This is a genomic window from Borborobacter arsenicus (genome assembly GCF_003934165.1).
Classification (GTDB): Bacteria; Pseudomonadota; Alphaproteobacteria; order Rhizobiales; family Rhizobiaceae; genus Pseudaminobacter; species Pseudaminobacter arsenicus.
Genome location: NZ_RKST01000022.1, coordinates 1 through 14,495 on the forward strand (window position 1 = coordinate 1; position 14,495 = coordinate 14,495).

12 protein-coding genes and 1 pseudogene are annotated in these 14,495 nt (G+C 60.9%); 8 read left to right on the forward strand and 5 right to left on the reverse strand.

What is annotated here, in order from left to right; all coding sequences use genetic code 11:
• From EET67_RS20905 to EET67_RS20930, 6 genes and pseudogenes are all read left to right on the forward strand, one after another.
• Positions 1 to 118: pseudogene (locus tag EET67_RS20905) on the forward strand (IS5/IS1182 family transposase); the annotation flags it as partial.
• Positions 119 to 455: 337 nt separating this feature from the next.
• The gene (gene gpt / locus EET67_RS20910) at positions 456 to 953 is read left to right on the forward strand and encodes a xanthine phosphoribosyltransferase (protein WP_128628159.1); all 498 of its coding nucleotides are present in this window, start codon (positions 456 to 458) and stop codon (positions 951 to 953) included.
• 239 nt (positions 954 to 1,192) lie between these two features.
• Positions 1,193 to 1,684 carry an NUDIX hydrolase gene (locus tag EET67_RS20915; protein WP_128628160.1) on the forward strand — a complete coding sequence of 164 codons (492 nt, stop codon included), beginning with the start codon at positions 1,193 to 1,195 and terminating at the stop codon, positions 1,682 to 1,684.
• 110 nt (positions 1,685 to 1,794) lie between these two features.
• Complete coding sequence (locus EET67_RS20920; RefSeq protein WP_128628161.1) at positions 1,795 to 3,336, forward strand: inorganic phosphate transporter; 1,542 nt, start codon at positions 1,795 to 1,797, stop codon at positions 3,334 to 3,336.
• Between the two features lie 589 nt (positions 3,337 to 3,925).
• A complete protein-coding gene (locus EET67_RS20925; RefSeq protein WP_128628162.1) occupies positions 3,926 to 7,708 on the forward strand; it encodes a vitamin B12-dependent ribonucleotide reductase in 3,783 nt (1,260 codons plus the stop codon).
• Between the two features lie 422 nt (positions 7,709 to 8,130).
• A complete protein-coding gene (locus EET67_RS20930; protein WP_128628163.1) occupies positions 8,131 to 8,310 on the forward strand; it encodes a YegP family protein in 180 nt (59 codons plus the stop codon).
• A gap of 44 nt (positions 8,311 to 8,354) precedes the next feature.
• Here the strand turns inward: EET67_RS20930 and EET67_RS20935 are convergent, their stop codons facing one another.
• Positions 8,355 to 8,546, reverse strand: coding sequence for a hypothetical protein (locus EET67_RS20935; protein WP_128628164.1), 192 nt, complete (start codon positions 8,544 to 8,546; stop codon positions 8,355 to 8,357).
• A gap of 661 nt (positions 8,547 to 9,207) precedes the next feature.
• On the opposite strand from EET67_RS20935, the gene EET67_RS20940 reads away from it, so the two are divergent.
• Together EET67_RS20940 and EET67_RS20945 are read left to right on the forward strand one after the other, a co-directional pair.
• The gene (locus EET67_RS20940; RefSeq protein WP_128628165.1) at positions 9,208 to 10,143 is read left to right on the forward strand and encodes a phosphatase PAP2 family protein; all 936 of its coding nucleotides are present in this window, start codon (positions 9,208 to 9,210) and stop codon (positions 10,141 to 10,143) included.
• A 167-nt stretch (positions 10,144 to 10,310) separates the two neighbouring features.
• Positions 10,311 to 10,487: a Flp family type IVb pilin gene (locus EET67_RS20945; RefSeq protein ID WP_128628166.1), complete on the forward strand. Its 177-nt coding sequence runs from the start codon at positions 10,311 to 10,313 to the stop codon at positions 10,485 to 10,487.
• A gap of 107 nt (positions 10,488 to 10,594) precedes the next feature.
• Here the strand turns inward: EET67_RS20945 and EET67_RS20950 are convergent, their stop codons facing one another.
• The 4 genes from EET67_RS20950 to EET67_RS20965 are packed head-to-tail and all read right to left on the reverse strand — an operon-like array spanning position 10,595 to position 14,383.
• Positions 10,595 to 11,863: a branched-chain amino acid ABC transporter permease gene (locus EET67_RS20950; protein WP_245451106.1), complete on the reverse strand. Its 1,269-nt coding sequence runs from the start codon at positions 11,861 to 11,863 to the stop codon at positions 10,595 to 10,597.
• Positions 11,863 to 12,885 carry a branched-chain amino acid ABC transporter permease gene (locus tag EET67_RS20955; protein WP_210211148.1) on the reverse strand — a complete coding sequence of 341 codons (1,023 nt, stop codon included), beginning with the start codon at positions 12,883 to 12,885 and terminating at the stop codon, positions 11,863 to 11,865. The genes EET67_RS20950 and EET67_RS20955 overlap by 1 nt, the downstream gene beginning before the upstream one ends.
• Entirely contained in the window at positions 12,885 to 13,601 is a 717-nt protein-coding gene (locus tag EET67_RS20960; RefSeq protein ID WP_128628168.1) for an ABC transporter ATP-binding protein, read from the reverse strand. The genes EET67_RS20955 and EET67_RS20960 overlap by 1 nt, the downstream gene beginning before the upstream one ends.
• Positions 13,598 to 14,383: an ABC transporter ATP-binding protein gene (locus EET67_RS20965; protein ID WP_128628169.1), complete on the reverse strand. Its 786-nt coding sequence runs from the start codon at positions 14,381 to 14,383 to the stop codon at positions 13,598 to 13,600. The genes EET67_RS20960 and EET67_RS20965 overlap by 4 nt, the downstream gene beginning before the upstream one ends.
• Between the last annotated feature and the right edge of the window lie 112 nt (positions 14,384 to 14,495).

A 14,495-nucleotide genomic window follows, 5' to 3' on the forward strand; every position in this document is an offset into this window, starting at 1 on the left:
ACTCAAACACTTCAGGGCGGTGGCCACAAGATACGACAAGCGTGACGACAATTTCCTCGCATCCGTCCAGCTCGCGTCAATCCGCATATGGCTGCGAACTTATGAGTCGGTCACCTAGAGCCTTGGATTCTGACCTTTACCTGCCCGGCGCGTATCAACGGGATGAAAATGTCAGAATCAGACCGCTAGAATCGCCCCTCATCCCCTGCCGGACCTTCTCCCCGTGGCACGGGGAGAAGGAGGTTGGCCGCAACGCTGACGCCCCCCTCGCCCCGCTTGCGGGGAGAGGGTAAGGGTGAGGGGCTGTTTCCGTCAGAAACCGAACCGCTGGCTCATTATAAGCAATTGACGCTACGGCTTTCGAAAGGCTTGCCAAACCCAAGGCTTTCCGGCTAATTCCGCCGGCATTCCCTGAATTTCGCGCGTAATCGGCGCGCCCCTGGAGTGCGGTCACGATGTCCCTTCCCGAAAAGGCCTTTCCCGTTTCCTGGGATCAGTTCCACCGCGACGCGCGGGCGCTTGCCTGGCGGCTTGCCGGCGTCAACGGACAGTGGAAGGCGATTGTGTGCATCACGCGCGGCGGGCTGGTTCCTGCAGCCATTATTTCGCGCGAACTGGGAATCCGGCTCATCGAAACGGTCTGCGTCGCCTCCTATCACGACTACACATCGCAGGGGCAGTTGCAGGTGCTGAAGGACATAACCCCCAGCCTGCTCGAAAATGACGGTCAGGGCGTGCTCATCATCGATGACCTGACCGATACCGGCAAAACCGCGGCAATCGTACGCGCAATGATGCCCAAGGCGCATTTTGCCACCGTCTATGCAAAGCCCAAGGGACGCCCACTGGTCGACACCTTCGTCACCGAGGTTTCGCAGGACACCTGGATCTATTTCCCTTGGGATATGGGTTTCAGCTACCAGAAGCCGATAGCTGACGACCACGTCGGCTGAGGGCGATGCTCTCGCCTGGCAAATTGCCGAGCCAGAACCTATATGTCTGGGGTCAGGACCTGTTAATCTGGTCCTGACCCCAGACATAGCCAAAAGACCGGCTGATCCCCCTCAAACGTGTAGCGGCATGGCCTCTATGTGATCGGGATTCGCTGATTTTTTACTATTATTGCAGATAATTAACCGTAATATTCGTGAGACGGCAAACGATTCGGAGACCCTTGGAAAGACCAGCCTCAATGCTTCTCAGCCACGCCACGCGCAACCGCATTGCCGAACAGATACGGCGCCTCTTTGGAGGCATGCCGAGCCGTGTGCAGGTGGCTGCCCTTCCCTGGCGCGAGCACGCGGGAGCCATCGAGGTGATGCTGATCACCAGCCGCGATACCGGCCGCTGGGTCCTGCCAAAAGGATGGCCCGAGGGCGGCGAGCAGCTTTTTGAGTCGGCCGCACGCGAAGCGGAAGAAGAAGCCGGGGTGCGCGGAACCATGGCGCAGCTCGAATTCGGCCGTTATTTCTACGGCAAGCGCATGCCTTCCGGTATGGAGCGGCGTTGCCAGGTCCTGGTCTTTCCGATGAAGGTCGATGCCATCGCCGCCAAATGGCCGGAACAGGGTGAACGCAAGCGCAAGTGGTTTTCCGCCTCGCAGGCGGCCCGCCTGGTACAGGAACAGGATCTTGGCGAGTTGATCGAGCGGTTTGGCCACAGCCGACATAAAGTTGCTGCCTGAGCGCTTTATCTCCTTGGCGATGATTCCCTTCGCGCACCGCCTCGGCTTCCACACCCTCACCGGCTCGAACTCCGCAGCGCGAGTGCTGATTGCTGCCGGTCGCCGCCGCCATGGGTGACAACGTCCGCTCCAAGCACACGCTCGACAAGGATCTCGGCCGGCTGGCACAGATTGAGGAAGCATCGGGCTTCGTCGCGCGGGGGCTGATGGCGCCCGGCCTTGCGCTGCTCTTCCTCATCCTGGCCGCCCTGACTGCCGCTCTTTACGTGTTCGGCCAGCCGCATGCGCTTTTCGTCGTTCTGGCTGCGGCCATTGCCGCCTATCTGGCAATGAATATCGGCGCCAATGACGTCGCCAACAATGTCGGGCCGGCCGTTGGCGCCAAGGCGATGACCATGGTCGGCGCCCTTGCCCTCGCCGCCATCTTCGAGGCGGTCGGCGCACTCGTTGCCGGCGAGACCGTGGTTGCCACCATATCGGCCGAGATCATCGAGCCCAGCGCGATTTCCCAGCCGGCAGTGATGGCCCGCCTGATGCTTGCCGGCCTTATCTCGTCTGCCCTCTGGATCAATTTCTCCACCTTTATCGGCGCGCCGGTTTCCACCACCCATTCGATCGTCGGCGGTGTCATCGGCGCCGGTGCGGCGGCTGTCGGCATCGGCGCCGTCAACTGGGCGTCCGTTGCCATGATCGCTACTAGCTGGATCGCAACACCTTTTCTGAGTGCGGCGGTCGCAATCGCCTTCCTGGCTTTCGTGAAGACGGCGATCATCTATCAGGACGACAAGATCGCAGCAGCCCGGCGCTGGATACCCGTGCTGGTCGCCCTCATGACCGGGTGTTTTGCGACCTATCTCACGGTCAAGCTCTTCCCCGGAGCGGGATGGCTGACCGCGCCGCTGATCGGCGGCTTGTTTTTTTCTCTCGCCTGGATCGGCTCGAAACGCTCGATCGCCCGGCAATCGCAAAACATGGAGAACCGCAATCGGTCGCTGCGTCGGCTTTTTCGCATGCCCCTGATCGGATCGGCCGCCCTGCTGTCCTTTGCGCATGGCGCCAATGACGTCGCCAATGCTGTCGGCCCGCTGGCAGCCATCGTCCATGCCGCCAGAAGCGGTGAGGCCGCGGCGATCGTCGACATCCCGCTTTGGGTGATGGCGATCGGCGCTTTCGGCATTTCCTGCGGCCTCTTGCTCTACGGGCCCAAGCTGGTGCGCATCGTCGGCGGCGAAATCACCAAGCTCAATCCGATGCGCGCCTTTTGCGTCGCGCTGGCGGTCGCCATCATCGTCATTGCCGCCTCATGGTTCGGCCTGCCGGTCAGTTCGACCCACACCGCCGTCGGTGCGGTATTCGGCGTCGGCTTATTCCGTGAATGGTACATTGCCAATTCCGCCCACCGCCAGGCCTATCTGCAACGCCGGCAGCAGGCTGCCATCCGCAACTCGGCCTCGCCACTGAAGGATGAGGACGAAGAAGATGCGGAGGATGACGGTCTTCCGCAAAAACGCGTTTCGGCCAAGGAACTCGAGCGCCGGCGGCTCGTGCGCCGGGCCCATGTCGTCACCATCCTTGCCGCATGGGCCACCACCGTTCCCGCTGCCGGGCTGCTGGCGGCACTGATTTTCCTGACCCTGGAAGCGTTCGCCTGATCGGCGATAGAGCGCTGCCGCCGGCGGCGGGGCGATTTTGCCGGCTTCCTTTCTCCCCATTATCCACATAAGTGACACACAAGATGTTGGGGCCGCAAAACTTGTAGAAACGAATCCTTGACGGCGAAATCCGAGTCGTCTTTTATGGGCCGTGCGCTCTTGTTCAGAGTGTGGCCGGTAAGTTTCGAGCCCGGCTTTTTTCTCGGATTTCGCGTGTTTTATCGCATTCCGCCCGGTTACGAGGCAGGCGGATGCGTTGCGTTTGTGGGGTAGGCAGGGACAAGTTTCGGGCTGGCGTAAATTGTCTGTTAACACTATATTTAGTGTTTGCGTGCAGGCTTAACGCTAGATAGTGTGATTTTTCCCGGCACCGGGAATCGCAAGAGTATTCATGACCAACGGACCCGCGGGGTTCACCGACAGGCTGGCAGCGCCTCCATACAGGTGAGGCGCCCTGCCCGGATCGGACACCGCGCAAGGAGAGCCTGTGCGTTGCTGACGCCCAGGAAAGAGCGGACCCGCGCCTTTCGAAATGGAAGCTGAAATTTCCACCGAAAGACGCTATATATAGACAAAAGGGACAAGACCGATGCGCATCAAACGGCGTTTCACCAAGGACGGACAATCACCCTATGCGGAGATTGAATTCCGCAAGGCGCTGTCGGAGATCAAGAATCCCGACGGTTCCGTGGTGTTCCGTCTCGACAATATCGACGTGCCGGCACAGTTCTCCCAGGTCGCCGCCGACATTCTCGCGCAGAAGTATTTCCGCAAGGCCGGCGTGCCTGCGCGCCTGAAAAAGGTAGAGGAAAACGACGTCCCCTCCTTCCTGTGGCGCTCCGTGCCGGACGAGGCCGAGCTTGCCAAGCTGCCGGAAGACCAGCGCTACGGCTCCGAGACCGACGCCCGCCAGGTTTTTGACCGGCTCGCCGGCACCTGGACCTATTGGGGCTGGAAGGGCGGCTATTTCAAGTCCGAGGACGACGCCCGCGCCTTCAAGGACGAACTGTCCTACATGCTCGCCACCCAGCGCGTCGCGCCCAACTCGCCGCAATGGTTCAACACCGGCCTGCACTGGGCCTATGGCATCGACGGCCCCGGCCAAGGCCATTTCTATGTCGACCCCTTCACCGGCAAGCTCACCAAGTCGAAATCGGCCTATGAGCACCCGCAGCCGCATGCCTGCTTCATCCAGTCGGTCGCCGACGACCTCGTCAATGAGGGCGGCATCATGGATTTGTGGGTGCGCGAGGCGCGCCTGTTCAAATATGGCTCCGGCACCGGCTCCAACTTCTCCTATCTGCGCGGCGAAGGCGAGAAGCTTTCAGGCGGCGGCCGCTCGTCCGGTCTGATGAGCTTCCTCAAGATCGGCGACCGCGCCGCCGGCGCCATCAAGTCGGGCGGCACCACCCGCCGCGCCGCCAAGATGGTGGTGGTCGATATCGACCATCCCGATATCGAAGATTACATCGACTGGAAGGTGAAGGAGGAGCAGAAGGTCGCCTCCCTCGTCACCGGCTCCAAGATCGTGCGCAACCACCTCACCGCGATCATGAAGGCCTGCGTCAATTGCGAGGCCGACAATGGAGATTGCTTCGACCCGCTGAAGAACCCGGCGCTGAAGCGCGAGATCAAGGCGGCCAAGAAGAATTCCGTTCCGGAAAACTATGTCAAGCGCGTCATTCAGTTCGCGCGCCAGGGCTACACTTCGATCGACTTCAAGACCTATGACACGGATTGGGATTCGGAGGCCTATCTGACCGTCTCCGGCCAGAACTCCAACAATTCCGTCTCGCTGAAGGACGATTTCCTGCGCGCCGTCGAGGCCGATGGCGACTGGAACCTGACCGCCCGCAAGGACGGCAAGGTCATGAAGACGTTGAAGGCGCGCGACCTGTGGGAAAAGATCGGCCACGCCGCCTGGGCCTCTGCCGATCCGGGCCTGCATTTCAACACCACCATGAACGACTGGCACACCTCGCCGGCCGCCGGTCCGATCCGCGCCTCCAATCCGTGCTCGGAATATATGTTCCTCGACGACACGGCCTGCAATCTCGCCTCGATCAACCTGTTGCCCTACCGCAATGCGGACGGCACGATCGACATCGCGGCTTACGAGCACACCGTTCGGCTGTGGACCATCGTGCTGGAAATCTCCGTCATGATGGCGCAGTTCCCGTCGAAGGAAATCGCCAAGCTCTCCTATGAATACCGCACGCTCGGCCTCGGCTACGCCAATATTGGCGGCCTGTTGATGACCGCCGGCATCCCCTACGATTCCGACGAGGGCCGCGCGCTTGGCGGCGTGCTCACCGCGCTGATGACTGGCGTCGCCTATGCCACCTCGGCCGAGATGGCCTCCGAGCTCGGCGCCTTCCCGGATTATGACCGCAATGCCGACAGCATGCTGCGCGTCATGCGCAACCATCGCCGCGCCGCCTATGGTGACCGCGATGGGTACGAAAAGCTGTCGGTCAACCCGGTGCCGCTCAATGCCGACCATGTCTGGCAGAAGGAGCTCGTCACCCATGCCCGCGCTGCCTGGGACCGCGCCATCGAGCTTGGGCAGCAGCATGGCTATCGCAACGCGCAGGCAACCGTGATCGCGCCGACAGGCACGATCGGCCTGGTCATGGATTGCGACACCACCGGCATCGAACCGGACTTTGCGCTGGTGAAGTTCAAGAAGCTTGCCGGCGGCGGCTATTTCAAGATCATCAACCGCGCCGTGCCGGAAGCGCTGCGCACGCTCGGCTATGCCGAAAACGAGATCGCCGAGATCGAGGCCTATGCCGTCGGCCATGGCAATCTGAATCAAGCGCCTGGCGTAAACCCTTCAACTCTCAAGGCAAAAGGCTTCACCGACGAGAAGATCGCGGCGATCAATGGCGCGCTGAAGCAGGCCTTCGACATCAAGTTCGTCTTCAACCAGTGGACGCTTGGCACCGACTGGGTGAAGCAGACCTTCGGCTTCACCGACGAGCAGCTTTCCGACTTCTCCTTCGAGATGCTGACGGCGCTCGGCTTCTCGAAGAAGGACATCGAGGCCGCCAATATCCATGCTTGCGGCGCCATGACGCTGGAGGGCGCGCCCTTCCTGAAGGACGAGCATCTGCCCGTCTTCGACTGCGCCAATCCCTGCGGCAAGATCGGTAAGCGTTATCTGTCGGTCGAATCCCACATCCGTATGATGGCGGCGGCCCAGCCCTTCATCTCGGGCGCCATCTCCAAGACCATCAACATGCCCAACGAGGCGACGGTCGAGGACTGCAAGGAAGCCTATATGCTGTCCTGGAAGCTGGCGCTGAAGGCCAATGCGCTCTACCGCGACGGCTCCAAGCTCTCCCAGCCGCTCAACGCCTCGCTGCTTGCTGATGACGAGGAGGACGAGGACGATCTGATCGAGGAACTGATCGCCCAGCCGGCCGCCGCGCGCGCCGCCACTGTCACCGAAAAGATCGTCGAGCGCGTGGTCGAGCGCCTCTACCGCGACCGCGAGAAGCTGCCGAACCGCCGCAAGGGCTACACCCAGAAGGCGATCGTCGGCGGCCACAAGGTTTACTTGCGCACCGGCGAGTTCGACGACGGCCGCCTTGGCGAGATCTTCATCGACATGCACAAGGAAGGTGCCGCCTTCCGCGCCATGATGAACAATTTCGCCATCGCGATCTCGCTTGGCCTGCAATATGGCGTGCCGCTGGATGAATATGTCGAGGCCTTCACCTTCGTGAAGTTCGAGCCGGCCGGCATGGTCCAGGGCAATGACGCCATCAAGAGCGCGACCTCGATCATCGACTATGTGTTCCGGGAACTGGCCGTATCCTATCTCGGCCGCACCGATCTCGCCCATGTCGAGACCGACTTTTCCAACACCTCGCTCGGCAAGGGCATCACCGAAGGCAAGGCACTGCCCTTCTCCAAGGGGCTGACGCGCGGCGCCTCGCCGGTCAAGCTGGTCTCTACCATGGGCACCTCTGACCCGAAGGGCTTTGCCGGCACGCCGGGCGCCAGCCCGAAGGCGACGACACCCACCGCCTATGCCGGTTCCAATGTGCGCTCCATCGCCTCGGCCTCGGGCGCTGCCGCCCTGCAGGTCGCCGCGCCGGCCTTCTCGGAAGGCGCCACCGCCTTCAAGCGGGACTTCGAGGAGGCTGCCAGGCCGCAGGCGGAACCGGAAAGCGATGCGCTGTTCACCGATGCGGCCGCCGAAGAAGCAGCCGAGGCCAAGGCACTCGCCGCCGACCGCCGCATGAAATCGATGCTGCAGGGCTATACCGGCAATAGCTGCTCGGAATGCCAGAATTTCACTATGGTCCGCAACGGAACCTGCGAGAAGTGCGACACCTGCGGGGCGACCAGCGGGTGCAGCTGAGCAGAATTGAAAACTTGAGGAAACTTCATCGGCCCGGTCGCAAGATCGGGCCGAAATTGTATTGGCTGAGTCATCGATTACCTCTCATCCGACCTCCCCCGGATCAAGTCCGGGGTCAGCCACCTTCTCCCACAAGGGGAGAAGGCATGCGCGCATCTGTGCTTGGCTATGCTCAATGCTGCCGATTTGCAGAGCGGTCGAGGCAGGCGTTGCCTTCTCCCCTTGTGGGAGAAGGTGGATCGGCGCAGCGTCGAGACGGATGAGGGTGCTGCTGAAGCGGTGCGTGAGCCGAAATCCGTATCACCCCAAATGCACACATCCACAACCGCCCTCTCCTCAATCACCACCTTTCAGTTGTACCCGGTTCGTGGAGCTATGCACTCGACTCGCCATAGACATTGTTCCTCAACAGGAGAAATACAATGGCTAGTTGCAATCAAAACGGTGACACCTGGGAAATCTATTCAGCCGCAGACGGCTGGCGCTGGAGGCGCACGGCCTCCAACGGCAGGATCGTCGGCGCATCCTCCCAAGGCTATTCGAACAGGAGCGATTGCGTCGCCAACGCACAGCGCCATGGCATGACCTGCACGCCTGTCTAAGTCATCCTATTCAGCTATTTCTGCAATTGTAGCCCGTCGCCGCCTCACACGCACAAGTGCCCGTGCGGGCATTCCTGGCGGATCATATGCGGGGGCACCATCGGCTCGCCGCTGCGCTCCCGCGCTTGTTTGAACAGGAGGCGGATTTCCTGCGGCCGCACGCCGTCGCTCGCCATGACGAGCTTGACCATCGGATCGCTTAACAGGTCGTCCAGGGTGGTGGCGTGCTTTTCCATGCTTCCATTCCTCCTGCCTTCGTCATGCTGCTCATTTAAGCAGCCAAAGTCGGCACGCCAATGACGCTTCGGCGACGAAGTTGTGACGCGGCGAAAAAAAACCATCCCCCCTCTGCCACCTCTCTCATAATCCCTCGCACTGCCCTTGCGGGAACCGGGTCTAGAACCGGGATCAGGAAGGGCGGCGGTGACCCTCCCCCGCGCCGTGGTAAGCGCGGGCATGCAGGGGCCCGAGACAGGCTGGCGGGTCGAAGGGTCGGGCGCAAAATGCTCGACTTCAAGGCTTGCGGAGAACGCCGCGGCGTCCTTTGCCCGTCATGGCGACGGGACTCAGGGGCGCTGCGACCGGTCGACTTCGGGACAGGCACCGGCGGGGCGCGAAGGTCGCGCCACGTAATATCTATTCGGAAGGCACGGCCCAGCGCCCCGCTTCCCGGCTCTTTGACAATGGCCAGACGCGATTATGCGGGCGTGGCAATGGAAAACTGTGCCCTTGGCTGCGTCTGGCCATCCGGGTCCCCGCCAGCGACGAGCGAAGCGAGGCAGCTTAAGGGCGGGTCATGGAAGATGGTGAGCGGCAGCCTTCGCAAACCTTGGGCTCGCCTCTCACGGATGCGCAACAATTCATTCATTTTCAGGGTTTGTCGCGTTCAATACTCACATGACACAAAGTAGATTTCGCCTTTGGCCTGCCGAATTGTTCATCCTGAAGCTCAGCGCAAGTCTGATGGCGCTCGATGCATGTTTGATCCTGCTGCGCGGCTCCAATATTGACATCGCAAGCTATGGGGCGGTCATCGGCCTGGCTGTCGTTCTGTTCGCGGTTGGCTTTGCCTATCGCCGTACGGGACGAAGTGAACCCATTGCATCGACGGCGATATGCACCGGGCTGCTTGTCCTTTTCACCAGTTCCATGTCGCAGTTCAGCTATCTTCTCCTACCGAATCCGCGCCCGGTCATCGACGCCTGGCTCACAGCGATCGATGGCCTATTCGGTTACCACTGGCCCGACGCCCTCGCCCTCAGTGCCCGGCATCCGCTGTTCAACGAGGCCATGAGATTCGCCTATCTGTCGACGCTGCCACAGATGGCGATACTGGTCGTTGTGCTGGGACTGACGGGACGCATCAGGACCTTGCAGGCGCTGATCGGATCGATCGCCATATCGGGCATGCTGACGGTAATGTTCTGGGGTGTATTTCCTTCGCTGGGGCCGAGCACGCTTTATGCGGTGTCACCCGAAATACTTGCCACGGTTCGCCCCGTCGTTGATCCGGAATATGGTGCAGACATCACAAGACTACTGCACGATGGCCCTTCACACCTTTCGCCCGACGAGATCCGCGGGTTGATCGCCTTCCCCTCCTACCACACCGTTCTGGCTGCCACGGCGACTTATTATTCGCGCAAGGTTTCTTGGGCGTTCCCGTTCTTTCTTATCGTCAATCTGATCGTCCTGCCCGCCGTTCTTGTGCATGGCGGCCATCACCTTGTCGATATTCCGGCGGGCTTTGCAGTCTTTGCCGTCTCGGCATTCATTGCACACCGGATGGTTGGTGATAACAGATTGCCGCAACCCGCCCTCGGAGCGCGCTAGTTGGACTGCGAACGCTTGAGCATTCGGTAACCAAACAAAGGGAAATGATTTGTTCACCAAACTCCTTAACGCGCCTGAAATCAGCGCTTCGTAAGGTGAGGTCGGCTTCAACGAAAGCCTGATCACACGGGTAGACGCTCTAAAACAACGGGCAACGGAGAAACGAAATGACGAACCTCATGAACCGCTTTCTGAAGGATGAGTCCGGCGCAACCGCCATCGAATACGGCCTGATTGCCGCCCTCATCGCTCTGGCTATCATTACCGGCGCGGGCTTCGTCGGCACCAGCCTGGACACGAAGTTCAAGGCCATTTCCACCAAGCTTGACACCACCAACCCCTAAGCAGGGCATTTGGTACGTCGCGAATATGGAAAGGGCCGCTCGAAAGCGGCCCTTTTCATTTGCGGCGCAATCAGGGAATTGCCAGCGGCGGCAAGGCTTCGCCAGCCTCACTCATATTTCACGATCTTCTCCGGCAGCAGCCCCTTGGGTGCAAAGCGCAGCACGAGAATGATCGTCAAGCCGATGACGAAGACGCGCATCTGCAGCGCGCGGGTAGCCAGATCGTCGGGCGGCGCGATGTTGAACACATTCTGCAACCAGTCGGCGCCGTAGCGGAACAGGATCAGCGCTGCCGGCTCCGACATGGTCCAAATGACATAGACCAGCAGCGCCCCGAAGATCGAGCCGAGATTGTTGCCGGAACCGCCCAGCACCACCATGATCAGCACAAGGAAGGTGTGGTTGATCGGCAGGAAGCCGCTCGGATCGAAAATGCCGCCAAAAGTGATCAATGCGGCACCGCCGACGCCGACGATGAAATTGCCGATCACGAACATTTCGAGCAGCCGGCGGTTGACATTCTTGCCGACCGACTCGGCCGCCAGCTCATTGTCGCGGATAGCTCGCATCATGCGGCCCCAGGGCGAGGCCCAGCCACGTTGCAAAAGCACATAGATGATGACGATCAGCACCGCCGTTATCGACAGATAGGCCGCGCGAGCCACCACAAAGCCGATTTCATTGGGTGTTGGCACCGGCCAAGGCAGCGGCGAAACGGTCAGCGTTCCACGGGTCAGCCAGTCGGCATTCTTCAGGAAGGCCTTGACGATCTCGGCAATGCCGAGCGTGGCGATGGCCAGATAGTCCGACCGCAGGCCGAGCGTGATGCGCCCGATGAACCAGGCGAGCACCGCGGCAAAGACGCCGCCCACCAGCCAGCCAAGCCCGACCGGAAGACCGAAGCCGCCGATGAAGCCGGAATTCTGCTCGATGATAGCGGCTGCCGGCGTCAGCGCATTCTGCGCCATCATATAGGTGGCAAGCGCAGCGATGATGGTCAGCATGGTGCGGATGCGCCTGGGCACGCCGTAGCGATCGATGCGGCTCAAAAGCACTGTGACCGCGCCGCCGATGGCAATGATCAGCGCCATGCGCAGAAGCCATCCCGGCGCTTCCGACTGCCAGAACACCGGATTGACGGGATAGGAGATCAGCATCGAGCCGAAGGCCGCAATGGCGATAAAGCCCATGATGCCGGCATTGAACAAGCCGGCATAGCCCCACTGCACGTTGAGCCCGAGCGCCACGATCGCCAGGCAGCCGGCTTCGGCCAGCATGCGCAGCGCATAGGCATTGCCCTGCCAGATGAAGATCAGTGCGACGATGACGGCAAGGCCGACAAGCAGCGAGGCCGTGCGCAGTTCCAACACCTTCATCACAGCACCTTTCCCTTGAAGATCCCGTTCGGGCGCCAGATCAGGACAGCGACCAGGATGACGAAGGGCACCACGATCTTGTATTCGGTCGGCACGAAGGTGAGATTTGCCGGCAGTTCCAGCCAGTCAGGCATATGCGGCTTGAGCGGTCGCAGCAAGATCGCCCAGTTGAACACCGCAACCGTTTCGGTGAAGCCGACGATGAGACCTCCGACGATCGCGCCATAGGGCTGGCCGATGCCACCGACGATGATGGCGGCAACGATAGGCAAAAGCAGGTTGAAGCTCAGATCGGGCTTGAGGCTGACATCCATTGCCAGCAGCGTGCCGCCCGCAGCGGCAAGGCTGCCGGCGATGATCCAGGTGACGCGCACCACATGCGCGGTGCCGATACCGGAAATGCGGGCGAGATCGGCATTGTCGGACATTGCCCGCATCGCCTTGCCGGTGCGCGAGCGTGTCAGGAACAGATGCAGCGCCACGATGGCCACCACCGTAAAGACGATCAGCAGCACCTGCGGTTCGGTGATGACGATGTCACGCCCGGCAAAGGGTATGCGGTAGATATCCTTGGAGCCGACATACATCTGGCGCGGGGCGGTGCCGAAAAACAGGCGGATCAGCCCCTGCAGCATCAGCATGACGCCGAAGGAAGCAATCACCAGTGTGATCGGCTTGGGGTTTGTCTTGCGCACCGGCACATAAAATGTCTTGTCGATGAGGATGGTGACGAGCGCCGTAACCGCCATGGCGATGGGCAGCACGACGAACGCCGTCGGCAGGCCGACATAGGCGCCGAGACCAGGCATCGCCATGGTCAGCATGAAGGCGATGAAGGCGCCAAGCGTCATCAGGTCGCCATGAGCAAAATTGGCGAAGCGCAAAATTCCCCAGGCAAGCGTCATGCCGACAGCGCCGAGCGCATAGATTGAGCCGATGATCAGGCCGGCGATTACCACCTTATTGATGAAGAATACGAGTTCGTTGATCGGCAATGCCGACAGCAGGCCAATAGTGTCCATCAGTGTTTCGTCCCGCCGCCTAGGAAGCTTTCGGCCACCTCGGGATCGTCGAGCAGCGCCTGGCCCGTATCGGTGAAGGAGTTCTTGCCTCCGGCCAGAACAAATCCCTTATGCGCGATGGCCAATGCCTGGCGCGCATTCTGCTCGACCATCAAAATGCCCACGCCCGCCTCGTTGATGGCGATGACGCGCTCGAAGATTTCGCCCATATAGCGCGGCGAAAGTCCCGCCGTCGGCTCATCGAGCAGCAGCAGCTTCGGCTCCATCATCAGGGCGCGCCCGATCGCCACCATCTGCCGCTGGCCGCCGGAAAGCTCGCCGGCCGGCTGCTTGTGCTTGTCGCGCAGCGGCGGGAAATATTCGAAGATCTTTTCGATGAGATAGCGAAAATCGTCGCGGCGCGTATAGGCGCCCATTTCGAGGTTTTCGCGCACGCTCATGGTCGGGAAGACATTGAATTCCTGCGGAACGAAGGAAAGGCCGGCCCGCACCAGATTTTCCGGCCGGGCATTGGTAACCTCCTTGCCGTCAAAGGATATGCTGCCTTGTGAAACGTTCAGGAGCCCGAACAACGCCTTCAAGGTGGTGGATTTTCCCGCACCGTTCGGCCCGACGATCACGCCGATCTCGTGGGCCTCGACCTCGATGGTGACGCCATTGAGGATATTGGCGCCGCCATAGCCGGCGTGGATGTCGCGCATGCTCAACAGGCTCATGATGCGCGCCCCATCGCCGTGCCGCCGCCGAAATAGGCTTCGATGACTTCCGGGTTCTTGCGGATTTCAGCCATCGGCCCCTGCACCATCACGGTTCCGGCCGCCATGACGATGACGGGATCGCACAGACGCGCGATCAGGTCCATGTCGTGCTCGATGACGAAAAACGTCAGGCCCTTGTCGCGATTGAGCGATTCGACGACCGAAGCGAGATCATTGAGAAGGGTGCGGTTGACGCCCGCCGCCACCTCGTCAAGAAGCACGACGTTCGGGTCTGCCATCATGACGCGCCCAAGCTCCAGCAACTTCTTCTGGCCACCCGAGAGGTTGCCGGCGCATTCGTTGCGGACATGGGTAAGACGCAGGATCCTGAGAATTTCCTCGGCCTTGCGCCGCACGGCCAGTTCATCGCGAACCACCTTTGCCCGCCGGAAACAGGCGTCGAACAGCGATTCTTCCGACCTGCTGCCAGTCACCGCCATCAGATTCTCAAGTGCCGTGAGGCTGGAGAACTCCTGAGCGATCTGGAAGGTTCGCGACAGGCCGCACTCGAACAGTTCATGTGCCGGCATTCCGGTCACATTCTTGCCGTTCAGCCATATGGTGCCCGATGTCGGCGCAAATGCACCGGCCACCATGTTGAACATGGTGGTCTTGCCCGCACCGTTAGGGCCTATCAGGCCGGTGATCGTCCCCTGCTCGACTTTCAGGGAACAGTTGTCCACCGCAAGCACTTGTCCAAAGCGCTTGCTGACATTTTTGACTTCGATGAGCGTCGTCACGCCACCCCCGCTGGATTATTTGTTTCTTGGACATGCCGCAGGCTTGTTTCCCGATATCCCCATAGCGGGCGCCTTGCACGTCTGCGATGGCAAGAGGCCCGGACGTTGCCGG